17 protein-coding genes are annotated in these 22,587 nt (G+C 50.8%); 7 read left to right on the top strand and 10 right to left on the bottom strand.

Going from position 1 to position 22,587, the window contains the following annotated elements:
- Positions 1-82 precede the first annotated feature (82 nt).
- The 3 genes from Pan241w_RS17545 to Pan241w_RS17535 all read right to left on the bottom strand — a co-directional run bounded on the left by Pan241w_RS17545 (position 83) and on the right by Pan241w_RS17535 (position 5,646).
- Complete coding sequence (locus Pan241w_RS17545) at positions 83-1,540, bottom strand: DUF1501 domain-containing protein (RefSeq protein WP_145218356.1); 1,458 nt, start codon at positions 1,538-1,540, stop codon at positions 83-85.
- 4 nt (positions 1,541-1,544) lie between these two features.
- On the bottom strand, positions 1,545-5,054 hold the full coding sequence (locus Pan241w_RS17540) for a DUF1553 domain-containing protein (RefSeq protein WP_145218355.1): 3,510 nt from the start codon (positions 5,052-5,054) through the stop codon (positions 1,545-1,547).
- 298 nt (positions 5,055-5,352) lie between these two features.
- Complete coding sequence (locus Pan241w_RS17535; RefSeq protein ID WP_145218353.1) at positions 5,353-5,646, bottom strand: hypothetical protein; 294 nt, start codon at positions 5,644-5,646, stop codon at positions 5,353-5,355.
- Between the two features lie 217 nt (positions 5,647-5,863).
- Here Pan241w_RS17535 and bshB1 point away from each other — a divergent pair, with 217 nt between their 5' ends.
- The gene (gene bshB1, locus Pan241w_RS17530; RefSeq protein WP_145218351.1) at positions 5,864-6,577 is read left to right on the top strand and encodes a bacillithiol biosynthesis deacetylase BshB1; all 714 of its coding nucleotides are present in this window, start codon (positions 5,864-5,866) and stop codon (positions 6,575-6,577) included.
- 306 nt (positions 6,578-6,883) lie between these two features.
- Complete coding sequence (locus Pan241w_RS17525) at positions 6,884-8,341, top strand: Gfo/Idh/MocA family protein (protein WP_145218349.1); 1,458 nt, start codon at positions 6,884-6,886, stop codon at positions 8,339-8,341.
- A 63-nt stretch (positions 8,342-8,404) separates the two neighbouring features.
- Here Pan241w_RS17525 and Pan241w_RS17520 read toward each other — a convergent pair whose 3' ends face one another.
- Positions 8,405-10,198 carry a cation:proton antiporter gene (locus Pan241w_RS17520; RefSeq protein ID WP_145218347.1) on the bottom strand — a complete coding sequence of 598 codons (1,794 nt, stop codon included), beginning with the start codon at positions 10,196-10,198 and terminating at the stop codon, positions 8,405-8,407.
- Between the two features lie 248 nt (positions 10,199-10,446).
- Here Pan241w_RS17520 and Pan241w_RS17515 point away from each other — a divergent pair, with 248 nt between their 5' ends.
- Positions 10,447-11,667 (top strand): homocitrate synthase/isopropylmalate synthase family protein, encoded by a 1,221-nt coding sequence (locus tag Pan241w_RS17515; protein ID WP_145218345.1) that lies wholly within the window; start codon positions 10,447-10,449, stop codon positions 11,665-11,667.
- Between the two features lie 18 nt (positions 11,668-11,685).
- On the opposite strand, the gene Pan241w_RS17510 is transcribed toward Pan241w_RS17515, so the two are convergent.
- Positions 11,686-12,501, bottom strand: coding sequence for a phosphoribosylformylglycinamidine synthase subunit PurQ (locus Pan241w_RS17510; protein ID WP_145218343.1), 816 nt, complete (start codon positions 12,499-12,501; stop codon positions 11,686-11,688).
- Between the two features lie 473 nt (positions 12,502-12,974).
- On the opposite strand from Pan241w_RS17510, the gene Pan241w_RS17505 reads away from it, so the two are divergent.
- The 4 genes from Pan241w_RS17505 (at position 12,975) to Pan241w_RS17490 (ending at position 17,002) form a co-directional block, all read left to right on the top strand.
- A complete protein-coding gene (locus Pan241w_RS17505; protein WP_145218340.1) occupies positions 12,975-13,205 on the top strand; it encodes a hypothetical protein in 231 nt (76 codons plus the stop codon).
- A 130-nt stretch (positions 13,206-13,335) separates the two neighbouring features.
- Complete coding sequence (locus Pan241w_RS17500) at positions 13,336-14,415, top strand: prenyltransferase/squalene oxidase repeat-containing protein (RefSeq protein ID WP_232107180.1); 1,080 nt, start codon at positions 13,336-13,338, stop codon at positions 14,413-14,415.
- Positions 14,416-14,455: 40 nt separating this feature from the next.
- The gene (locus tag Pan241w_RS17495; RefSeq protein WP_145218338.1) at positions 14,456-15,661 is read left to right on the top strand and encodes an NPCBM/NEW2 domain-containing protein; all 1,206 of its coding nucleotides are present in this window, start codon (positions 14,456-14,458) and stop codon (positions 15,659-15,661) included.
- A 135-nt stretch (positions 15,662-15,796) separates the two neighbouring features.
- The gene (locus Pan241w_RS17490; protein ID WP_145218336.1) at positions 15,797-17,002 is read left to right on the top strand and encodes a PQQ-dependent sugar dehydrogenase; all 1,206 of its coding nucleotides are present in this window, start codon (positions 15,797-15,799) and stop codon (positions 17,000-17,002) included.
- Between the two features lie 94 nt (positions 17,003-17,096).
- Here the strand turns inward: Pan241w_RS17490 and Pan241w_RS17485 are convergent, their stop codons facing one another.
- The 5 genes from Pan241w_RS17485 to Pan241w_RS17465 all read right to left on the bottom strand — a co-directional run bounded on the left by Pan241w_RS17485 (position 17,097) and on the right by Pan241w_RS17465 (position 22,388).
- On the bottom strand, positions 17,097-17,465 hold the full coding sequence (locus Pan241w_RS17485) for a DUF2237 family protein (RefSeq protein ID WP_145218334.1): 369 nt from the start codon (positions 17,463-17,465) through the stop codon (positions 17,097-17,099).
- 1 nt (position 17,466) lies between these two features.
- A complete protein-coding gene (locus Pan241w_RS17480) occupies positions 17,467-18,390 on the bottom strand; it encodes a TIM barrel protein (RefSeq protein WP_145218333.1) in 924 nt (307 codons plus the stop codon).
- Positions 18,391-18,570: 180 nt separating this feature from the next.
- Positions 18,571-19,077, bottom strand: a complete 507-nt coding sequence (locus Pan241w_RS17475) for a YbaN family protein (protein WP_145218332.1) — start codon at positions 19,075-19,077, stop codon at positions 18,571-18,573.
- A gap of 139 nt (positions 19,078-19,216) precedes the next feature.
- Entirely contained in the window at positions 19,217-20,257 is a 1,041-nt protein-coding gene (locus Pan241w_RS17470) for a TauD/TfdA family dioxygenase (protein WP_145218330.1), read from the bottom strand.
- 133 nt (positions 20,258-20,390) lie between these two features.
- Positions 20,391-22,388: a PAS domain-containing sensor histidine kinase gene (locus Pan241w_RS17465; protein WP_145218327.1), complete on the bottom strand. Its 1,998-nt coding sequence runs from the start codon at positions 22,386-22,388 to the stop codon at positions 20,391-20,393.
- Positions 22,389-22,587: the final 199 nt, after the last annotated feature.

Genomic DNA, 22,587 nt, shown 5'->3' with positions numbered 1-22,587 from the left:
TTCTCCCGCGTTGGTGCGACGGTTAATGGGGCTTACATTAATCAGAACGGTCAATCGAAATCAGTATACCCACTTTGATTATTTAAGCCAGCAAATCTTTGAGCAAATGATCTTCATCCGCGGGGCCGATGAGCCGTTGGTCCAGTCCCTGGTAAGGGACTTTGAGTTTGCGGGCGTCGAGTCCGGTGAGGTGCAGGATCGTCGATTGCAGATCGCGGACGCTGGTTTTCTTTTCGGCGATGAAGTAACCGAGTTCGTCGGTTTCGCCGTAAGATGTGCCGCCTTTGATGCCGCCGCCGGCCATCCAGATGGTGTAGCAGTGGGGGTGGTGGTCGCGTCCGAGGAATTTGGAGCCGTTGCGTTCTTCATTCATCGAGGTGCGTCCGAATTCACCGCTCCAGACGATGAGTGTTTCATCGAGCAGGCCGCGCTGTTTGAGGTCGGTGATCAAGGCGTACATCGGTCGGTCGATGTCTTTGGTTTTCTTAGGAACGCCGGTGATCAGGTCGTTGCCCGAGCCGGTGCCGTGCATGTCCCAGCCGTAATCAAAGAGTTGAATATACCTCACGCCGCGTTCCACCATGCGACGGGCGAGCAGGCAGTTGTTCGCGAAGGAAGGCGCGCCGCCGGTTGTGCCATACAGTTCGTGGGTTTCTTTGGTTTCACTGGCGAGATCCACGGCTTCGGGGACCGACATCTGCATACGGAAGGCGAGTTCGTACTGGTTGATGCGGGTCAGTGTTTCAGGATTGCCGAACTGTTTGAGTTCGAATTCATTCAGCGATTTGAGGGCATCCAGACTGCGACGGCGGACATCGCGGTTGATGCCTTTGGGGTTGGTGACGTAGAGAATGGGGTCGCCTGTGGTGCGGCACTGGACTCCCTGGTAGACGGACGGCAAAAAGCCGCTGCCCCAGAGACTTTTCCCGCCACTGGGGTCACTGCCGCCACTGAGCAGGACCATGAAGCCGGGCAGGTTTTTGTTTTCGGAACCGAGACCGTAGGTGATCCAGGATCCCATCGACGCACCCCCGAAGCGGGGGGCACCGGTATACAGGAACAGTTGGGCGGGCGCATGATTGAATTGATCGGTGTGCATCGACTTAACGACGGCAACGTCGTCGGCCACCTTCTGGAAGTTCGGCAGGAGTTCGCTCATCCACGTTCCCCCTTCGCCGTACTGTTTGAATTTGTAGGGCGTGCCCAGCATTTTGGGATGCCCTTTGATGAAGGGGAAGCCGCGTCCTTTCAGAAAGGAATCGGGGCAAGGCTGCATGTTGCGTTTGACGAGTTCCGGTTTGTAATCGAACAGTTCCTGCTGCGGAGGCGAGCCGGCCATGTGTAGGAAGATGACGTGTTTCGCTTTGCCGGGAATGCGGAATTTCGGCGCGGGGGCTTCGGTGTTTTCGGGTTTCTTGGCAGATGCACTCTGGTTGTCAGCCAGCATCGCACCAAGGGCCATTGCACCGATGCCGGTGGAACCCTGGGCGAGGAAGTGGCGGCGGGTGATCGCCTGTAATTGTTGTTGGTGTAGGTTCATGACTTTATCCTTTGGTGAGAACGCCATCCATGTTGAGCAGAACGTTGGCGATGACGGTCCAGGCTGCCAGTTCAGATTTATTGTATTGATCCGGCAGAGGTTTCAGCGGGTTCTCCAGGAGTTTCGCTGCTTCCTCGGGATGCGATTTGTAATAGGCTAATTCAGATTCATAAAGTTTTAATAACGGCTCGATCTGTTCGGGCCGGGGAGGACGTATGAGGCAGAGTTTCAAACCATAGGCGATTCGTTCGCGTGGAGTCGAACCCCCTTCTTTGAAGATGCGTAGTCCGAGTGCCTGCGAGATTTCGATGAAGACCGGGTCGTTCATCGTGATCATCGCTTGTAACGGCGTGTTGGTGTTGATGCGGCGGATCGTACAGATTTCACGGCTCGGTGCATCGAAGGTCGCCATCGAAGGGTAGGGGACGGTTCTTCGCCAGAAGGTGTAGAGACCTCTGCGGAAACGGTTTTCATCTTTGCTGGTCGCCCAGGTGCGTTGGCCGTTGAATGCGGCTCGCCAGATGCCCTCGGGTTGAACCGGATAGACCGACGGGCCGCCGATTTTTTTGTTGAGTTGACCGCTTAGGACGAGCGCCTGATCGCGAATCATTTCTGCTTCAAGACGGTAGCGCGGACCACGTGAGAGGAGCTGGTTGCGCGGGTCTTTTTGAAGGTGTTCGGCTGTGGTTGTGGAATCCTGCTGATAGGTGTTCGACATGACGATTGTTTTCAGCAGGGCTTTCCTGTCCCAGCCGTTCTGGATGAATTCGGTGGCCAGCCAGTCGAGTAGTTCGGGGTGGCTGGGGAGTTCGCCTTGCGTCCCGAAATCTTCTTCCGTCACGACCAGGCCGGCACCAAATAGTTGAGACCAGTAGCGATTGACGGCGACGCGTGCCGTGAGCGGATTCTCTGGTGACGTGAGCCATTTGGCGACGGCGATTCGGTTTTGAGGCACCTGTTTGGGAGCGGAGTTGAAGGCGCTCAGCAGCGCGGGTTCAACGACATCGCCGGGAGAAAGAAAGCTGCCGCGAACCATCATGCGCGTTTCACGTTGTTTGTCGGCCGGCAGTTCCTGCATGATCGGGAGTTGCGGATATTTGGGTTTGGATTTCTGGAGCTGCGCGATTTGATCTCGCGTTGGCTTCAACAGAGGAGCGATGCCGCGATAGTAGGCAGCGAGTTTCTTTTGCTGCGCCGGCGTTCTCTCTTTGCTGTCAACGATTGCCAGAATGTCATCGGGGACTTTGAGGCGCGGCTCCAGTTTGGATTCGGTCGTGTAAGAGAGACGGAAGTGGCCTAATGCGTATTGTGGATCTTTATAATTGTGGGAAAGTGTGATGGTTAGTCGCTGTTTGCCTGTGGCGGCGACGGAAGTGCTGTCGGGAATAAAGTAGGCGCTGTTTGCTTTGCCGAATTGCGGTGCGATGCCCCAGCCTTTTTGATTCTTGCTGGCCGGGTTAATGGCAGCACTGACGGGGAAGCCGGTTTGAGAGAACGAAGCAAATGCACGTTTGATCGGAATGGTTCGACGGCTGGAGAGTGCCAGCGTTGTGCTTGGTTTGGGGGGAGTCGCGACGACGGTTTGCCAGACCAGTTTGCGTTTGGCATCGAGCAGGCTGACTTTGAAGTTGGCGAGTCGTTCGCCCGAACCATCGGTGCGGTTCCAGATTTTGATTTGCTCAATCGGCGTGTTTGCTTTCAGATTGAGTTCCCACCAGGGTTTGACAGTGGTGTCGGTGTGGGTGGTCGATTTCGCATTAAAGAAATGGCCGTCGGTATTGCCATCGATGGCCAGTTTGGCTTGTCCGTCATGCGTCGTGCTGGACTGAGAAGCGATACCTTGAGCGGCAATGTTTTTGCCTGCCTGGAAGACCTGGACTTCAGCCAGAGAGAGAATCTGTTTTTTGTTGCCCTGATGTTCAATTCGCAGGAACTGCCCTTTGACGGGCGTGTCTTCGGCCTGGGCGGGCCGCGATTCGACTTTGATTTCTGATAAGACAAAATTGCCATCCGTGGCGCGGCCCGGTCCGTTTGATTTTAAACTTGTATCAGGCAGCACTTCGAGACGCAAGGCTTTGAAGGCCGGAACATCGAGTTCGGTTTCGATGGTGTAGGTTTCTTTGGCGGCTGGTCCCGAGGCGAGAATGGTGCCGTCTTTCTGAATATGGAATTTTGTTGTGGCGGCCGACGATTTGACGGTCAGCGGCGTAAGTGTTTTCCAGTTCGGTTTGGCGTGCAGCGTGCTTTCCCACTGCTGTTGTGCCTGGGCGAGTTCTTTGGTGGGCGTTTGCAACTTTTGATTCAGCGTCGCGATTTCGGCGTCGATGCGTTTGTTTGCTTGCAGCATTTCCTGAGTGGGGGCAGAGATGGTGGGGGCATCCGTGGGTTGATCATTGTCAGCCGTCTGGTTGAAGAAGGCGTAGAGCTGATAGTATTCTTTCTGCGAGATTGGGTCGTATTTGTGAGAATGACATTTCGCGCAGCCCATCGTCAGACCCATCCAGACCTGGATGGTGGTATCGACTCGGTCCGTGATGGCGGCGACGCGAAATTCTTCATCGTCGGTGCCCCCTTCGGTGTTGGTCATTGTGTTCCGGTGAAAGGCAGTGGCCACTTTTTGTTCGAGCGTGGGGTTAGGCAAAAGATCGCCGGCCAGTTGTTCAAGCGTGAATTGATCGAAGGGCATGTTCTGGTTGAACGCGGAGATCACCCAATCACGATAACGCCAGATGTCCATCCGGAGCGGATCAGAGCCATAACCTTTTGAGTCGGCATAACGGGCGAGGTCGAGCCATTTACGGGCCCAGCGTTCGCCGAATGCGGGATCGGCTAGAAAACGATCGACCAGTTTTTCGTAGGCGTTGGGCGATTTGTCTTTCAGAAACTGATCGACTTCTTCCAATGTTGGTGGCAGCCCGCGCAGGTCCAGGCTCAAACGGCGGATGAGTGTGTATCGGTTGGCCTGGGGACTTGGTTTGAGGCCCGCGTGCTCGAGTTGTGCGAGTACGAAGTAATCGATGTCATTCGCTGGCCAGCTTTGTTGTTTGACGGAGGGACGTGCGGGGCGCGTGGGCGGAATGAAAGACCAGTGCCGGGCGTATGGGGCACCCTGTTCGATCCAGGCCTTGATTTTTGCGATCTGGGCTTCGGTCAGTTTCTCGCCCACATCAGGGGGCGGCATGATCAATGATTCATCGTCTGTAATGATGCGTTGAAAGAGTTCACTCTCCTCGGCATTTTTGGGAACAATGGCGTGCTCGTCGCTTTCCAGTTTCGCGGTTGCTGAGGTTCGCTGATCGAGCCGGAGGCCGGCTTCGCGCGTTTCTTCATCGGGGCCGTGGCAGTGAAAGCAGTTTTTGGACAGGATTGGTCGGATATCGCGATTGAAGTCGACCTCGATCGTGGCCTGGCTTTTGTCAGTTGGTTTTTCTGCAAAGATGGCGGCACTGCTGTGGATGACCAGCAGGAGGACCAGTCCAATCAGAGAGTTGATTCTGAGGAAGCGATCAAACATCGGTATTCACCTTCGGGAAGGAGAGCAATGCAGATGCACCTGGGAACGCTTCATTGTCTGAGGCGAAGCGGAGAGTGTGGCACATCAACCATTGCGAAATCAGGTTTGGTGACACCAGTCCGTCAGTTTAAAAACCAACGGTAGCCAACTGCCAGGGAGACAATCAGCAGGTAAGTTAAATTCATTTAAGTGGCGCAATCGCCAGCCTTTATCTTAACTACCTGCGAGGGCAGATGCAAGAAAATGTCGCATTTCCGAGAGAGGCATCCCCGAGATGCCTGATCAGGACCCCGAGATCTTATTCAATACCCAGATTCCGTTCGATATTGCGTGCTTTGGAGCTCATGACGTATTTATACCACCAACGATCGGGTTCGGATTCTTTAGGGCGATCGCCGCGGGCTTCTTCACCCACGGAAGCCCACTGGTCGACTTCTTCTTCATCGCCCCAATTGGCGTCAAACGGTTTCGGCTTAAAGGCTCGCATGGTTTCGCGGTTTAATTCTGAGATCGGTTCCATGATTGATGCACAACCGGAAATGAGAAAACAAGACGAACCACAGACGATACACGTCAAAACGAAGGATTTCATGAGATGTTCCTCCATACAATCATCTCCAGATGAGGACAGAAACCGCCTCAGCTGTTAAGATTGATGGTCAACAATGTAGTGATGTGAGAGATTTGAGTAGGGATGAAGATCCCTGTGAGAGAAGAGAGCCGGCATTTTACTGATTTGGTAAACTGCGCCTACCCCTTTTTTCGGGGTGGTTTTTCGCTTTAATTCCGGCATATATCGAGGAGATCACGTGGATTCTGGTTTAGATATACTTGTTGTTGCTCCCCATCCGGATGATGCCGAGATCAGTATGGGGGGGACGATTCTGGCGTGTAAAGCCCAAGGCTTGCGGGTCGGAGTCATCGAATTAACCAATGGTGAACCAACACCTTATGGAAGCCCGGAGATTCGAAAACGAGAAACGGCGGCAGCGACTGCAGTGCTGGATCTGGATTTTCGCGAAAATCTGGAGCTACCGAACCGGAGTCTGGAATCGAGTCTGGAAGCACGGCGGAAACTGGCGATTGTATTTCGGACTCAGCGGCCGAAAGTGATTCTGGCTCCCTATTGGGAAGACGTGCATCCCGATCATGTCTCCGCCAGTCATCTGACCGACGCGGCTCGATTCTGGTCGAAACTGAGTAAGACGGACATGCCGGGGGAACGGTTTTGGCCGCCTCAGATCTATTATTTCTGGAGCATCCATCTTAGGATTCATCCGAAACCGAGTTTTGTGTTCGACATTTCCGGCCATATCGACCAGAAAATGCAGGCGATTCGCAGTTATGAAAGCCAGATGATTACGGGCCGGCCTACTGAACATCCTACGGTCTTAGACGACATTAAAGACCGCGCGCGTTACTGGGGTTGGACGATTCAGCGGGCTTATGGTGAACCCTTTGCCAGTCGCGAAGAGATCGGAATTCAAAGTTTTCTACCATTATCAGCTGAAGAACTGACGTAGAGAGTCCTAGTTATCTGGATTTCATTAATGGGGAAAGCGAACGCGGTTCAGGAGGAAAAGTACCCTCTTGGCGCGAGGTTTTTAGGTTCAACCTTGAATGTTCGTACTTTCATCGGTTAGACTTTGCTTAACTGAATTAAAAAATACGACTGATGTAGCAACCGTATGGCACAGTCCTGATGCAACGGGGGGGGGAATGAAGAATTCATCTCACCACCATCTGGTTGAATGACTGTGATACCACCCCACCCAAACGTGCAGAGTGCAATCCTTCCATCTGACATTACATTGAGGAGAAAAAAGAAGATGTCTCAACAATCTCGTCGCGAATTCCTTGAACAATCGATGTTTGCTGCCGCTGGTGCAGCAGCCTTGGGCGCTTCAGTTCCTCAACTCTCGGCAGCAGACAAACAGTCGAGCAGCCCGAACGAAAAACTGCGTGTGGCTTTGCTGGGTGTGAACGGCCGCGGACAGTCTCACCTGGGGGCATTCACTGGTCGTAAAGATACAGAAGTAGTAGCTGTTGTCGATCCGGATGAAAGTGTCGGGATGACCAAAGGTGTCGGAAATGTTTTCAAGAAAACGGGCAAAAAACCTGCCTACTACAAAGACCTGCGAAAAGCATTCGACGATCAGAAAATCGATATCGTCAGCATCGCGACTCCTAACCACTGGCACGCACTGGGTGCGATCTGGGCGATTCAAGCAGGCAAAGATGTCTATTGTGAAAAGCCCGTCAGCCACAATGTGAGCGAAGGCCGTCGCATTGTGGAAGCGGCTCGCAAGTACAACAAAATTGTCCAGACCGGAACACAGTGCCGTTCACAACCTGGTCTGATCGATGCGATTGAATTCATCAAAGCCGGTGGTATCGGCGAAGTCAAACTGGCTCGTGGTACCTGCTACAAACGACGTAAATCAATCGGTCCTAAAGGCAACTATGATGTGCCTGCCAGCGTTGATTATGATCTCTGGCTGGGGCCTGCACCGATGGGGCCATTGACCCGTCAGCGATTCCATTACGACTGGCACTGGCAGACACCAACTGGTAACGGTGACCTGGGTAACCAGGGCATTCACCAGATGGATGTCGCACGCTGGGGCTTAGGTGTAGATAATGTTGGCGAGAGCGTACAGGCTTACGGCGGTCGTCTGGGTTATACCGACGCCGGTGATGTAGCCAATACTCAGGTCAGCATTCACCAGTTTGGTGACAAACGATTGGTATTCGAAGTGCGTGGTCTGGAAACTGAGCCTTATCGGGGTGCTAAAGTGGGAGTGATCTTCTACGGCTCCGATGGTTATGTTGTCATTCCCAGTTACAACAGTGCCTCGGCATTTAATAACGATGGCAAGCTGATCAAGAAGTTCTCTGGTTCGGCAGATCACTTCGCGAACTTTGTGGATGCTGTTCGCAGCCGCAAAATCAGCGATCTGAATGCGGATATCGAAGAAGGTCACATTTCCAGTGCCCTGTGTCACCTGGGTAATATTTCCTACGAACTCGGTGAAACAATGCCGGTTAAGGAAGTTGCCGGTGAAATGAAAGGTGATAGCGAAGCTCTGGAAACCCTGGGCCGCTTCCGTCAGCACCTGAGCAACAACAAACTTGATGCTGATGACACTGTGGTCAGCATGGGCCCCAAACTGTCTCTGGACGGTAAGAAAGAAACCTTCACTGGTGGTATGGCTTCGACTGCGAATCCGAAATTGACTCGCGAATATCGCAAGCCATTCGTCGTTCCTACCACTGCGAATCTGTAAGTCTCAACTGAGACCTGAAAAGTCTTTCCAAGCCTCCTTCCCTGTGAAGGAGGCTTTTTTGATTTAATGGTGGGAGTCGTCGGGCGAATCTGATTTCCGTGTCGCTTTCAGCAGGTATTGAAGCTGTGGAGATTCCAGAACGTGTTTTGCCAGGCATTCTCCCACATGCTCTTCTTCGTCAACCACGACATCGGCTCCAGCCGCCAGCAGTTGCCAGTGGTGCAGGTGGTAACGACATCTGACATACAGGGCTGTTCCGGGAGAGAGTTGACGAACCAAGTAGATAATCTGTCTGCAGACGGTCGTACTGGGGAGTGTTGTGATGACTAATCGTGAACGATAGAGACCCGCATGTTCGAGGACTTCAATTTGTGTGGCATCTCCCAGCTGAGAACGCAGGCCGTATTGTGCCGCAATTTGCAGATTTTCATGATTCAGATCAATGACGACAATTTTTTTCAAGCCAACCTGTAGCAGCTCACCGGCAACTCGTTGACCGGCCGGTCCAAAACCCAGAATCAGAATTAGATCGGAATCAGTTTCGCTGCTGGATTCAAGTTCTATTGCCTGGATCGCATGCTGTGGTGGTTCAATGTTCTGGTTACGCCGGCCTAATTTCCGAATCAGGTTCGCTGCTGCCGGAGCCAGTTGAATCAGATAGGGAGTCAGAAGCAGAGTAGCGATGGTAGTAGAAACGAGCAGTCGAAAAGTGGATTCGGAAAGGATTCCCGGATTGGCCGTTGTTCCACGTGCTACCGTCGCCAGCACGAAAGAGAATTCTCCAACTTGAGCGAGACAAAGTCCTGTGCCGAGAGCGAATTGCCAGGGTTGCCCACAAAACCAGGTAACACCAAATGTGATCAGCATTTTTCCCAACACAATCGCTGCAACGGTAGCGAGTACGAGAGCGAGATGGTCGACGACCCAGTTCAGATCACCAAACATGCCGACCGCAGCAAAGAACAGTGTGACGAGTACCGTTTTCAGAGGTTGGACATCCGATCGGATTTGAGTAGCAAAAGGAGAAATTGCCAGTAAAACACCGGCAACGAATGCGCCAAGCGCAGGACTCAGCCCCAGTCGATGAGCAGCCCAGGCAGAGCCGGCGGCCATCACCATCGCGAGGAGAATCGGAAAATCTCGATTCCGACGCAGAGAGGACAATTCCAGCAGACGTGGCAAAACATAATTGAACAGTCCGTAAAATACGGCCACAAAAAGAACTGCGAGGGTCAACGATACAGAGAGTTGAACTGTAATATCGGCAGCGGTTCCTTTGCCGACCAGAGCAGTGATAATCAGCATCAGTGGGATAACGGCCATATCCTGAACCAGTAGAATTCCCAGAGCCGTCCGTCCGTGTGGTGCATCGAGTTCGGCCCGATCATTGAGCATTCTGACTACACAGGCAGTGCTGCTCAAGGCAATCGTGGCACCGATGGCCAGGGCTTCCGAGACCGAAAAACCCAGCAGGATGGAAACAGCCAAACCGGCCAGCAGTGTGAATAGAATCTGGAAAATCCCTGCTAAGAGCGGAATACGTCCCAGACGCCTGAGTCGGGGCAGTGAGAATTCGAGTCCAATGGCAAACAGGAGTAGGGCCACCCCCAGTTCTGCCAGATCGAAGATGCTTTGACGGTCAGAAACCCAGCCCAGTAAGTTAGGGCCGACCAGTGTTCCTGCAGCGATATATCCCAGAATGGCGCTCTGTCTCAGTTGCTCGGCGATCGTTCCGAGGACAATGGCGGTGGCCAGCAAGATCAGCACGTCTGCCAGTGAATGCCACATCCTTCCGTCGGTCACGCCAAGAATCAGCGACATATGGGACGGGACGTTTTGGAAAAGACATTCGGTCATTGCTGCTCAATCCTTTTGTTCGGGCACTATCTCAAAGGATCTTATACCAGTTCTAACATGGTGGAAAGATCGGGAATGAAGCCAGGTGGGCTTGTGCTAATGTTATTTTCACCTTTGAGGGGAAGGGGAGCGAATCTGGTTGAATTCAGACGAATGCTTCTGAAAAAAGCTATCACTAATGGAGCCGCTGGCTATAATCATCTTCGAGTCGGAAATACGGATTCCCATTTTTGTATGGATACAGGTGTATGTTTCAGTTTTTCTCAGGTGCAAAAAAACACGTTAAGAATAAAGTAAAGCGTACGGTGATTCGGCATCATCGTCGTTCGGGTAAGGTTTTATTCAGCGACACGACCTTGCGCGACGGCGAGCAGATGCCTGGCGCGACTCTCGATCCGATCGAAAAACTGCAGATTGCCAAATCGCTCGAAGCCGCCGGCGTGCATTCTCTCGATGCCGGTTTTCCCGCTTCCTCGCAGGCGGATATCGATGCCATTCAAAGCATGGTGGGCGTGATCAAAAAGCCGGTGCTGACAGCTTTGTGCCGTACGTTGCCGGGTGATGTGGATGCCGCAGAGGAAGCGTTGGCGGGAAACCCGCCGCACAAACGGGGGGTCAGTCTGTTTTGTGGGACCAGCCCGTTGCATCGCCAGTTCAAACTGGAGAAAAATAAAACGGAAGTCTTAAAGCTGATTGTCGACAGCATTCAGTATGCGGCGGAGAAGTTTGACATCGTTGCATTCAGCCCGGAAGACGCGAGCCGCACCGAAGTTGATTTTCTGTGTGAAGTGTATCGAGAAGCGATCGCTGCGGGAGCAACGACGATTGGCTTTCCGGATACAGTCGGTATTTTGACACCCTACAAAGCACAGGAATTCATTTGTCAGATACAGGATCAGGTGCCGGGCATTGAGAATGTCTTACTGGCGGTGCATTTTCATAATGATCTTGGTCTAGCGGTTGCAAACACTCTCGCTTGTATTGACGCCGGGGCAAACGTGGTACAGTGCACGGTGAATGGGATCGGCGAACGGGCCGGGAATGCCGCGCTGGAAGAGGTGGCGATGGTGCTACATCTGCATCAGGACGAGTATGAACGGCCGCATCATCTAGATGTTTCGAAATTAGCACCGCTCTGCAAGCTGGTTTCAGAATTGACGGGCATTCCGCTTTCTCCCATGAAACCGGTTTCCGGCAGCAATATCTTCGCGACCGAAGCGGGCATTCATCAGGACGGACTGCTCAAGAACCCGGATACCTATTTGCCTTATCGCCCGGAAACAGTTGGTGAGAGCGGAATCAAACTGGTTCTGGGGCGACACAGCGGCAAGAAAGCCATCCTGCATCGGCTGCACGAACTGGGCAGAGAGCCGAACGAAAAAATTGTGCAGCGCGTGTTACAGGCGATCAAGGAACTTCCCAAAGGGGAGCTGGTCGATGATGACCTGCTGCTGAAGCTATCGAATTAAAGTGAACGTGACCGCAGCTTACTCGAAATAGTTGACAGCATTGCGGAAGAGTTGCATGCCGGCTCCTTCGCCTTCCAGTCCCAGACGCGTCCATTGTGGATGCTGTGTGGCGAACAGAAAACGTTCCGGGTGAGGCATCAGCCCCAATACGCGTCCCGAAGAATCACTCAAGGCGGCGATGTTATAAGCCGAGCCGTTTGGATTCACGGGGTAAGGCAGGATGTCTTCCTGCAGGACGGTTTCCGAGTCACCTGCTTCGCGATAGCACATGGCGATTTGTTGATTTTCCTGCCAGCCGGTGATCATCGAATCGTCGCTGACGGCAATGCGGCCTTCCGCGTGTGCGATGGGAAGTTCAATCTGGTCGATGTCTTTCAAAAAGACATTCTGCGGTGCCAGTACTCCCAGGTTGACCCACAGGGATGTGTATTTACCGTTCGTGTTCCAGGTCAATGTGGCATTGCGGTCTTGATCCGGTTTGGGAGGCCAGTCTGCAGCACCGCCGGGTAGAATTCCTGCTTTGAGCAACACCTGAAAGCCGTTACAGATCCCCAGCACCAGTTTGTCGGCTGCCAGGAAGTTGCCAATAACGTCAGCCAGTTGTCCCTGCAGATGGCTGGCGAAAATCACCCCGGCGCCTACGTCGTCCCCATAGCTGAACCCGCCGGGCAGGCAGAGAATCTGATACTCATCAAGCTGACTGGGGTTTTCCAGCAGTTTGAGGAGATGAATCCTGGTTGACTCGGCTCCACAGAGATCAAATGCATGTGCCGTCTCAATATCACAATTGGTTCCAGGGGCGCGTAACACACAAACTTTGGGGGGAGTTGACATAAGAGCAGAATTAATCCTTAATTTTCAATTTCCGTGTGGCGAAAGGAATGGTCTCCGATACTGAGGATGCTATTCCGAAAACCGCTTTTGTTCCAGCGTCAGGACAGCGATACCCTCTGAAAAACCGGGTTTTCCTGATCTCGGTAAGGTTGGATTGGATTGTACCGTCCTAAGCCTTGAAATACGAGCAGTTTAGAGCGTTCTTTGCTGATTGGGCGGCTGAAAAATCAATCTGTGCGCTGTCTGATGAATTTGCTATAGTCCCACCCCCTTTACAGAGCCCGTCCTGGCCCGATCTTCTTCTAAGATGGTACCAGCTATTTTTTTCCGAGTCTGACATTTTCATGAACCGTCTGTTTCAATTGTTCCTGATTGCATTCTTAATACCCGTCTGTTCCGGGTGTTTTAATGCTTATAATACGCGGATTCCGCGTGTTTTTTCGGGACGCCAAGGGATGACGCGGAGCCAGAAAATGGAAGAAAAAAAGATGATGGAACTGGAAGATCCGCTTCCCTCCAGTGCTCTGGGACCTGGTGTTGTCCGACCGCGCGAATTCGGAACGCAACGTACCGAGTCTCGACTAGCGATTGAGCAGTCTTTACTGAGTCGCCCTTTTGTACAGCCTCGACCGGGTCAGACCTTACATCGGATTCCCAAATTGTCAGGCGGCAACTCAAAATATCCTGAAGTGATCCGTCCTTAATCGTGTGTTCAGACGCTGTTTTTCTCTGCTTCTGCTTTTCATTCGTTTCTCTTTGCGTACAATGAAATTCGGAAAGAAACGCATTCAACTCTGTTCAGGGCAAGTGGCTATCTTGAGATATCGATGCTCCGTGGCAAAACTGATTCCCGTATCTCATCTTTTTCCGCGGGGAATACTACTGCTTTTGAGTCTGGCTTTCACTCTCGGCGTCAGACCTGTGCTGGCCCAGGTCGAAGTCAATCGTTCCGTCGATGCGCAGGGTAAGAAATACTATACGCCCCCCACACGGAATGCCGTCAATCGTGGCTTGAAATTTCTGGCAGAACGCCAGCACCCCGATGGTTCGTTTGGATCTGGTTCCACCTTTAAAAATAATGTGGCAGTGACGGCTTTGTGTGGAATGGCATTTCTGGCCGAGGGGAGTACACCCGGCAGAGGCAAATATGGCGGGCAGGTGCAAAAGGCGGTGGATTTCATTCTCGCTTCGTGTAAGCCCTCGGGATATATCATTTCGCCTGACAGTATTTCACACGGACCGATGTATGGACATGGTTTTGCGACTCTGTTTCTGGCAGAGGTGTATGGGATGACGCACAGAAAGGATGTACGCATCAAACTTGAGAAAGCTGTCGAACTGATTGTCAAATCGCAAAACGCGAAAGGGGGCTGGCGGTATACCCCGGAGAGTAAAGACGCGGATCTTTCAGTGACGGTTTGTCAGATCATGGCGCTCAGGGCAGCACGAAACTGTGGTATCTTTATCTCTAAAGAAGTCATCGATCGCTGTACAAAATACGTCAAGGAGAGTCAGAATCCAGATGGCGGTTTTCGGTACCAGTTAGTGCATCAGGCAGAGAGCGAATTTCCCCGATCCGCCGCAGGTGTTGTCGCCTTATATAGCGCCGGGATTTATGAAGGTGCGGAAATCCAAAACGGGCTCGGTTATTTAATGCGGCATCTTCCCAATCAACGATATTTCAGGGGCAGCCATTACTACTATGGCCAATATTATGCTGTTCAGGCAATGTGGCAGGCTGGTGCCGGGTATTGGGATGACTGGTATACCGCAATCCGGGAAGAACTGGTCGCCGGTCAGATGACAAGTGGCAGTTGGAGACCGGGCAGTGCAAACTGTGTTGAATACAGTACTGCCATGTCTTGTATTGTTTTGCAGATCCCTCGAAATAATATCCCCATCTTTCAGCGCTGAGTTTCTTCGATTCCTTTGTATCTTCATCGTGCGGTGTGTAATGCGTTTGTCTTTCCAACTGTTTCTGATCTGCTTCCTGTTCTGCGGTATGGATCGTTTCGTCGCTGCCGAAGTTCTTGAACAGACAAATGGTACGGTTCTACAGGGGACGTTGTTGCAAATCGACCAGAATCAATTTCAGTTCCAGACAGAAACTGCAATTCATACCGTTCCCGCTGCTGAGGTCATCCGGGTTACGCTGGGGAAACCGCAAGCCAATTCGCCTCGGGGAGGACTTGTCATTCTGGCGAACGATGATCGCATTCATGCCGAGATCTTGTACTCGGAAGAGGAATCTATACTTGTGCGTCTGAATTCCTGTCCGGAAGTGGATAAATGGAAAATTCCCCTGGAAACGATTCAGGCGGTTTTTTTTCAATGGCCCGCGTTTCAAAAATCTCAGGTACAATTAATTCGAAAAATTGCTCAGCTCAAAAAAAAATCAGATCTGTTTTATTTGAAAAACGGGGATTTTCTGGAAGGGGAATTTCTAGGATTTGATGCGCGCACATTTCGTTTTGATTCGAATGCCGGCGAAACGGCAGTCCCTCGATCCGGAATTGCCTATTTCTGTTTTAATCCGGAGCTCATCAATTTTCCGCAGCCGAACGAGTTACGATATCGAATTGAGCTAACTGATGGTACGCGTTTGAGTGTATCTTCCCTGGTCTTGAACAAGAGTATGATTGCTGCGAAAACCTTATTTGGTGCAGAGTTAAAATGTAAGCTGGATCAAGTTGTTTCCATTACGCCATTAGGAGGACTGGTCGTTCCTCTAGCGCAACTTGAGCCGAGCGAATATCAATTTACGCCGTATTTCAACCAACAGTGGGGCTGGCGTCGTAATCGCAATGTGGTCGCAGGTCCCTTGCGTGTGGGAGACAGAGAGTATGCCACCGGACTGGGAGTACATAGCGCCGCGGAATTACACTATGCACTGGATGGAAAATACAAAGCGTTTCAGACAGAAGTCGGAATTGATGATTCCACAAATGGCAACGGAAATGTGGACGTCTCCGTCCTCGTCGATCAGCGTGTTGTTTATCAGCAGACGGTCCGGGGAACAAAACAGATGTCCGCGACCACTGTGCCACGCATTGATCTCAGCGGTGCCCGTGAACTGGTATTGAAAGTTGAGTTCGGAAAGAATGCTGATATCCAGGATCTGGTCGACTGGTGTCGGCCTGTTTTGATTCTGAAAAAATGAGTCGGTTTTTCTGAAAGACGCATCAAAGTTGACTGTTCGGTCAGTAGCGTTGACAGGCGGTTTTCTCTATTCTTGTGATTAACGCTTACTGTTTTTCCCACCCGTAAAATCAATCCCTTGCAAAGAAGACATCTTATGAAAACGATCCCCTTGCTGTTGTCCATCGTATTGCTTGCCGTCACCCAGCAATTATCGGCTGCAGACAAAGTCGATACGTCGCCGGCACCGGTGAAAATTGTCAAAGTATTTCCTTATCTGAAAATTGATCGTCCAATTGTGATTACGCATGCGGGCGATGGTTCAGACCAGCTGTTTATCGCATCGCAAAAAGGAAAAATCTACGCAGTTCCTAATACTCCTGATGATGAAGATCTGGAAGAAGGCAAACTGTTCCTCGATATCTCTGACCGGGTGGTCTACAACGATAAACAGAACGAAGAGGGCCTGTTGGGATTTGCGTTTCATCCAAATTATAAACAGAACGGCGAGTTCTTTATATATTACAGTACGGCGGATAAGCCTCAGAATACGTCGATCATTTCCCGCTTTCGCGTGTCAAAGGATAATCCGAACAAAGCACTCGCTGATTCGGAAGAAGTTCTGATGCGTGTCAAACAGCCTGCCTGGAACCATAACGGCGGAACGCTGGCATTTGGCAAAGATGGAAAACTCTACATTGCCTTTGGTGATGGGGGAGGTGGAAACGATGTGTTTAAGAATGGTCAAAATTTGACTACGGTTTTGGGAACAGTTTGTCGGATTGATGTCGATCATAAAGATCCGGGATTGAACTATGCCATTCCCAAGGACAACCCGTTCGTGGAAGGGAAAAGCGCTGAAATCAAAACGGCCCGTAAAGAAATCTGGGCTTATGGATTCCGCAATCCCTGGCGAATCGCCTTCGATTCCAAAACCGGCCTGTTGTGGGCCGGTGAAGTCGGGCAGGGCATCTGGGAAGAAATCGACATCGTCGTCAAAGGCGGAAACTATGGCTGGTCAGTACGGGAAGGAAAACATCCTTTCGGTCCGAACGGCGTCGAAGCCCGCGAGCATTTAATTGAACCCATCTGGGAGTATGATCACAATGTCGGCAAGTCGATTACCGGCGGGTCAGTATATCGTGGCAAAACGATTCCGGTCATCGTGGGGTCTTACATTTATGGCGACTATGTTTCCGGAAAATTCTGGGCTTTAAAGTATGATGTCGAGAATAAGAAAGTCACCGCCAACCACGTGATTGAATCCCCCAGCATTCCTGTGATGACCTTCGGTGAAGGTCCGAACGGTGAAATGTTTCTGTCGTCTTCCTTCAGTGAAATTTTCATGCTGAAAGCAAAATAATCAGCGGAAGATGAGTGAAAACGACCATCACAAAAAAACACGGAGCCGCGAAAGACGTGGCTCCGTGTTTTTCTTTTTTCGCTAACTAAGAATGTTAAATCGCGTATTGCTGCAGGTCTTCCAGGTCGACAAATTCAAGAGTCGAAATGTGACAGGATTCCAGTTTCACACGCGGCGCCATCCCTGCTTCCAACGCTTCTTTCCAGCGCTCGACACACAGGCACCAGCGATCGCCGGGTTTCAGGCCGGGGAAATCAAACAGAGGATGCGGCGTACTTAAATCGTTGCCGCGTTCTTTAGAGAATTCCAGGAATTCCTCTGTGACTTGAGTACAAACCGTATGCAGGCCCATATCGGACCCGCCGGTATTGCAGCACCCATCCCGATAGAACCCGGTCACTGGTTCCAGCGAACAGACTTCAAGCTCAGTGCCTAGTACGTTTTTTGCTTTTTTGTCTGTCATATTAAAACTGGTCGACCTCTCTGTACGCTTCAATTACGGCCATGTCGCCCTCTTTTCCGGGCTTGGAATTGCCGTGTTCCATTCCAATCACACCATCGAAGTCTTTGGAATGAATGTGCTTGAACACGTTCAAGTAGTTGATTTCACCGGTTCCTGGTTCTTTGCGTCCTGGATTATCGCCGGACTGGAAGTAACCAATTTCGTCCCAGCAATTGTCGATATTGACAATCAGGTTGCCTTCGGTGATCTGCTGATGATAAATATCAAACAGGATCTTACAGGCCGGGCTGTTAACGGCTTTGCAGATGGCATATGCCTGGGGAGAGCCTTGTAAAAAGGTTCCGCCGTGGTTGGCGTACCAGTTGAGTGGCTCTAAAACCATGACCATGCCGTGTGGTTCAAAAATCTCGGCACAGCGTCTGAGCAGTTCGATGACATTGGCTGTCTGATAACCTTCTGCCAGTCGGCTGCGCGGGTTTTCATCCACATTTCCGGGAACGACCGTCATCCATTTCGCGTTCACGCGTTTGGCGACTTCCACTGAATCCTGAATGTCTTTCAGAACTGAGTTCCAGACATCTTTGTCTTTGCGGACGAAGGTGGTTTTACCAATGGAGCCATGAGCCACAAACACGCCCATTTGCATGTTGCGTTTTTCCATCGTATCAGCAATTTTCTGCTGCAGTTCCTTAGGCTTCTTTTTCATGCCATTGTCTTCCCAGGCGGTAAAGCCCTGGTCGGCGGCGAAATTGAGCTGGTCGATGGGATCATTGCCGGCGGCATTTTTAAACATGCCGAAATGCGGTGCATATTTGAGTTGGAACGATTTACTTTTTTCGACTCCAGCCGCTTGCGCCGCTGTTCCCGCTAATACGGCGGTACTACCAGCGATAACACTGCTTTTCAGAAATTCTCGTCGTTGCATATGAGGGACTCCTTGTTGTGAAATTCAAATCAGGTGATCAGTCTTTGAGGTTTATTCTAGTCAATGCCGACAGAGGATGCACCTGATTTCGCAAGGAATCAATTTGAGTATGCAAAAGTCAATTCCGAAGTAAAAAGAGACCGTCTCGGAATGGAAACTTGTTTTATGAGCCTATTGCGATCAAGGCAAGTGTGGCAGCCGCGTGATGACTAGAATACCGATACTGGCGAGCAGCACCAGTATGATCTTGAGAAACACCGAGAGCGGAGAGAAAATCAGTGTCGCCGTAATGATCAGGACGACGATTGTGATCGCCTGAATTTTGACACTCATTCTTACACCACCTGCCTGTTGCCAGTCTTTTAAAACTTGGCCAAGCACGGGAGAACGTAATAAGGCCTGATTCAGGCGGGGAGAGGTTCTGATCAGAAAAAAACTGGTTAACAACAGAAACGGTGTCGTTGGCAGTACGGGCAATGCTACGCCAAGAACTCCCAGAACGAAGAACAGTCCCGCCAGGCCAAGATAAACCACTTTTTTGAATCCGGTCACTGTGGGAACGGCCGTCTCATCCAGTGTATCCAGAAACGCAGGATGAATCTCATCAAAGGCTATCCGCTCGAGAGTCAGGCCTGGGGCATCTGTATCTTTCGAGAGTTTTTTTTGCGGCTGCGAATTACGGATCATGAAATCGAAGATCTGAACTGGTGGAGTGAATGGAGATCTGAGACGCCAATTCTAGCTGAAACCGGTTTGGGAACAAGATCGATTTCACCAGAGAAGATTTGAGGTGAATGCCCCATGTCGCACAACCGTTGATCTCGGTTCAACGGGCGGGCTGCATGCCGCCACGTATTGCGCCCGCAGCCGTGTTCCCATAATTATCTGCAAAGAGCGGGGCCAGAGGGCGACTGTTGGGAACAGACAACCACGCCCGCAGCAGATGTCGTTTTAAACTGGCTTCCTCGGAATCTTCGAAGTCATCCCGCCGATGAAATGTGACCCAGTTATTGAGAAAGAGTAAGTCGCCCGGTTCCTGCCGAAAGGTCACACTGAATTCCTGCGATTCCGCCAGTGCTTCCAGTTGATCCATCGCCTCTTTTTGCAGGGGAGTCATCTCAGGTAGATCTGGAGACGCGTAGGCACGTTCGATCAAGACACGCAGGAAGCTGCCTGCAAAATGACCGTCCTGAACAGAAAAGACAGGTTGCTGGCAGAACGGTTTGGCATTTCCCTGATCCACATTGTGCCGCAGATAATAAAAGGGCTGCATCAGAACCTGGGTCAACAGAGGCCAGCGATCTCGCATTGCATTGAAGAGGGCGACGGAACTGACCAGCTGATTATCGCCGCCGGAAATCGCCTGTTGGATGCAGAGGAATCCGATTACATCACAACGGTCGGTATGAAAACTGAGCCGTTTACGGGTATTTGGCCCGCGGGCTTGTGCCTGTCCGACCTGATAACCTTCATCGCGAACGTGAAAGAGTTTTTCACCGGTTGCACTCTGGGAAACGGGAGTTCCGAGATGGACCGAAATCAACCAGAACAGCAGTTCCAATTCCTGGGGTGAATATTCTTCGACGGGGATTCGTTTGAGCTGACAGGCCCCGGAGCCCTGTTCGAGCTGACTTTGGATTTGCTTTAATTCCGGTCCCAGGTGTGGAAGTGGGAATCGATCAGCGGTTATCTGCTCCAGGCTCAGCTCTTTCGTCGAAATTTCCTGAAGTGCTTCCTGCAGATCCTGCAGGTGTTGCTGCTTCAGGTTGATTGACCAGTCCGGACTCTGAAACAGTTCGGCACCTTTCCAGGCTGCAGGAATCTGAAACGGGCCGGGCAGGGGATCGGGATTCGGGCTGTCACTCACGCTTTGAACACTCCTGTAAGACGATCTTTCATCTAAATCGTTGAAAAGATGATCTTAGCAGAATGAAAGCAGAGTGAAAAGTTTCTGTACGACTAGTCTGGCGATCCGAATCTGTCTTAGCAGGGAATCGAAACTATTTTGCCACCAGATTCTGGTTTCGTGGTTTTTTTAGAAACGAATTGATGATGCTGATCAATTTTTTTCGCTCAAGCGGCTTGCTCATGTATTCATCACAACCTGCGTCGAAGCATTTCTGGCGGTCGCTGTCCATCGCATGGATCGTGAGTGCGATAATTGGTTTCGTATATCCTAAGGCACGAATCTTGCGTGTTGTAGAATATCCATCCAGTACGGGCATTTGAATGTCCATCAGAATCAGGTCATAGGGCTCCCCGATTGGATCTCCAATCTCCTGGCTTTTCTGTAATTCGTCAATCGCCTGCTGACCATTTTCGACAATCGTGATTTCTGCGCCTGCTTTCGTGAGCAGGAAGTTGATCAAACGCTGATTGTAGATACCATCTTCCACGAGCAGAATGTGACAATCCTGTTTGAGAAAATCGTGAGAAGCTTTGTAGGTCTTAATTTCCTCAAGTCGTTTCGATGCGGAAACTTTTTCCATTTTGACTTCACTGATATCTCCCGCCGCGATCGTGAATTCAACAGTTGTGTTGAAGGCATCCTGCCCTTTGACCTGGATCTGGCCTCCAAGCATTTCGGTTAGATGTTTACTGACAGCCAGTCCCAGTCCCAGACCACTTACCGGATGTGTCATCAACTTATCCGTAAGACGATAGGGAGTGAACAGATCGCTGAATTGTTCGATAGAAAGTTCGGTTCCGGTATTTCTGACTGAGAATGTCAGTTGGTGGGTGCCATTCTCCAGAGAGGTTGTCTGGACGCCGAGTTTCACACTGCCCCTTTGGGTGAGTTTAATTGCGGTGCCAATCACGGTTGTGAGAATTTGCTTCAGCCGAATAGGATCAGATTTGATGGTTTCCGGGATTTCCGTTTCATATTGCACCTCAAATTTCAGATCCTTCATTTCTGCTTTTTTCGCCATTTGCACTTGGACGTTTTCGATTACGGTTACCGGACAGCAATCGAGCAATTGAATATCCAGCAGGCCTTCCTCAATCTGGGAAAGCGCCAGGAAGTCATTAATTGTATCTAACAAGCTTTGGCCATTGGTGTGAATCGTCTCCGCTGCCGTTTGAGTGTCCGGGTCATCGCTGGATTCGCATAGGATTTCGGAAAATCCCAGAATGGCTGAAAGAGGTGTGCGGACTTCCTGGCTCATCAACGCCAGAAAGGTATCTTTTTCCAGTTGTGCCTGTTCGGCTAATCTACGCGTTTCTTTCAATTCTTCTTCTGCGAGGACCTGGCGATGGATATCTGAAATTGAGCCGGTCATTCGGACTGCATTGCCACTTGGATCGCGGATGATTTTAGCAGTGCTGCGAAACCAGTGATACTCGCCTCCTTTGACTCGGAAACGAAATTTGATGTCAAATGGGATCTCGTTTTCCAGGGCTTGATTGAGTGAGTGTAATGTGCCCTCCAGGTCATCAGAATGGAGTAAACGTTTGAAGGTGCTGAAGCTGGCTTCAATTTCCTGATCACAGTAACCCAGAAGCTCATAAAAGTGTGGTGACCACCATTGTTCGTCCGAGTTGACGTCAATCCAGTCCCAGATGCCTTCCGTGATGCAGTTCAAAAACAGCTCGTAGTTTTCTTCGTACGTGATTTGCTCTGTTTTTTCGACCAGTTGATCGTGGATGTCGGTATTTGTGGCGATGTGTCCGGAAAATTCTCCACTGAGATCAGGACGCGGAACAGCACTACATTGCATCCAGCGGTAGGTGCCATCGTGCTTTTTCAGACGGAATTCGATTTGAAACGATTGTTGTGCTGTCTGTGCTCTCTCATACGTCAACTGAAACAGAGGCAAATCATCGGGATGGATAAACTGGAACCAGCCGGTATTGATATTTTGCTGCACGTCACTGCCGGTAAAATCGAGCCAGGCCTGATTAAAAAAATCGTGACTCTGGTCGAATCCTGATGCCCAGATTAAGACCGGATATTTACTATTCTCAGTTTGTATTTCATGTGATTGGTTAAATGGCATAAAGAGGCTTCCAAAATAAACAGTGTTGTCTCACCAAGAAGTATCGCCTTACAATACAAGGAGCGTTTGGTTTTAATTTCTGTTTTTGACTGGGGCAGAAGTAGACCAAAATGAAATCATCTTAAAAAAAGGCAAATACTGCAGATGACATTGGTTTTGAAAGGAAGTGTGAGGGTCTGTATATCAGGAGAACTCTGAT

This window comes from Gimesia alba (assembly GCF_007744675.1).
Lineage (GTDB): Bacteria > Planctomycetota > Planctomycetia > Planctomycetales > Planctomycetaceae > Gimesia > Gimesia alba.
The sequence above is the reverse complement of the archived record's forward strand: the minus strand, read 5'-3'. Positions and strand labels throughout refer to the sequence as shown.

Excerpts from the sequence above, each read along its gene's own strand:
- Pan241w_RS17475 (WP_145218332.1), bottom strand. The coding sequence starts at position 19,077 with ATGATCCGTAATTCGCAGCCGCAAAAAAAACTCTCGAAAGATACAGAT.
- Pan241w_RS17485 (WP_145218334.1), bottom strand. The coding sequence starts at position 17,465 with ATGACAGACAAAAAAGCAAAAAACGTACTAGGCACTGAGCTTGAAGTC.
- Pan241w_RS17545 (WP_145218356.1), bottom strand. The coding sequence starts at position 1,540 with ATGAACCTACACCAACAACAATTACAGGCGATCACCCGCCGCCACTTC.
- Pan241w_RS17480 (WP_145218333.1), bottom strand. The coding sequence starts at position 18,390 with ATGCAACGACGAGAATTTCTGAAAAGCAGTGTTATCGCTGGTAGTACC.
- Pan241w_RS17505 (WP_145218340.1), top strand. The coding sequence starts at position 12,975 with ATGGAAGAAAAAAAGATGATGGAACTGGAAGATCCGCTTCCCTCCAGT.
- Pan241w_RS17495 (WP_145218338.1), top strand. The coding sequence starts at position 14,456 with ATGCGTTTGTCTTTCCAACTGTTTCTGATCTGCTTCCTGTTCTGCGGT.
- Pan241w_RS17465 (WP_145218327.1), bottom strand. The coding sequence starts at position 22,388 with ATGCCATTTAACCAATCACATGAAATACAAACTGAGAATAGTAAATAT.
- Pan241w_RS17525 (WP_145218349.1), top strand. The coding sequence starts at position 6,884 with ATGTCTCAACAATCTCGTCGCGAATTCCTTGAACAATCGATGTTTGCT.
- Pan241w_RS17510 (WP_145218343.1), bottom strand. The coding sequence starts at position 12,501 with ATGTCAACTCCCCCCAAAGTTTGTGTGTTACGCGCCCCTGGAACCAAT.
- Pan241w_RS17535 (WP_145218353.1), bottom strand. The coding sequence starts at position 5,646 with ATGAAATCCTTCGTTTTGACGTGTATCGTCTGTGGTTCGTCTTGTTTT.
- Pan241w_RS17520 (WP_145218347.1), bottom strand. The coding sequence starts at position 10,198 with ATGACCGAATGTCTTTTCCAAAACGTCCCGTCCCATATGTCGCTGATT.
- Pan241w_RS17490 (WP_145218336.1), top strand. The coding sequence starts at position 15,797 with ATGAAAACGATCCCCTTGCTGTTGTCCATCGTATTGCTTGCCGTCACC.
- Pan241w_RS17540 (WP_145218355.1), bottom strand. The coding sequence starts at position 5,054 with ATGTTTGATCGCTTCCTCAGAATCAACTCTCTGATTGGACTGGTCCTC.
- Pan241w_RS17515 (WP_145218345.1), top strand. The coding sequence starts at position 10,447 with ATGTTTCAGTTTTTCTCAGGTGCAAAAAAACACGTTAAGAATAAAGTA.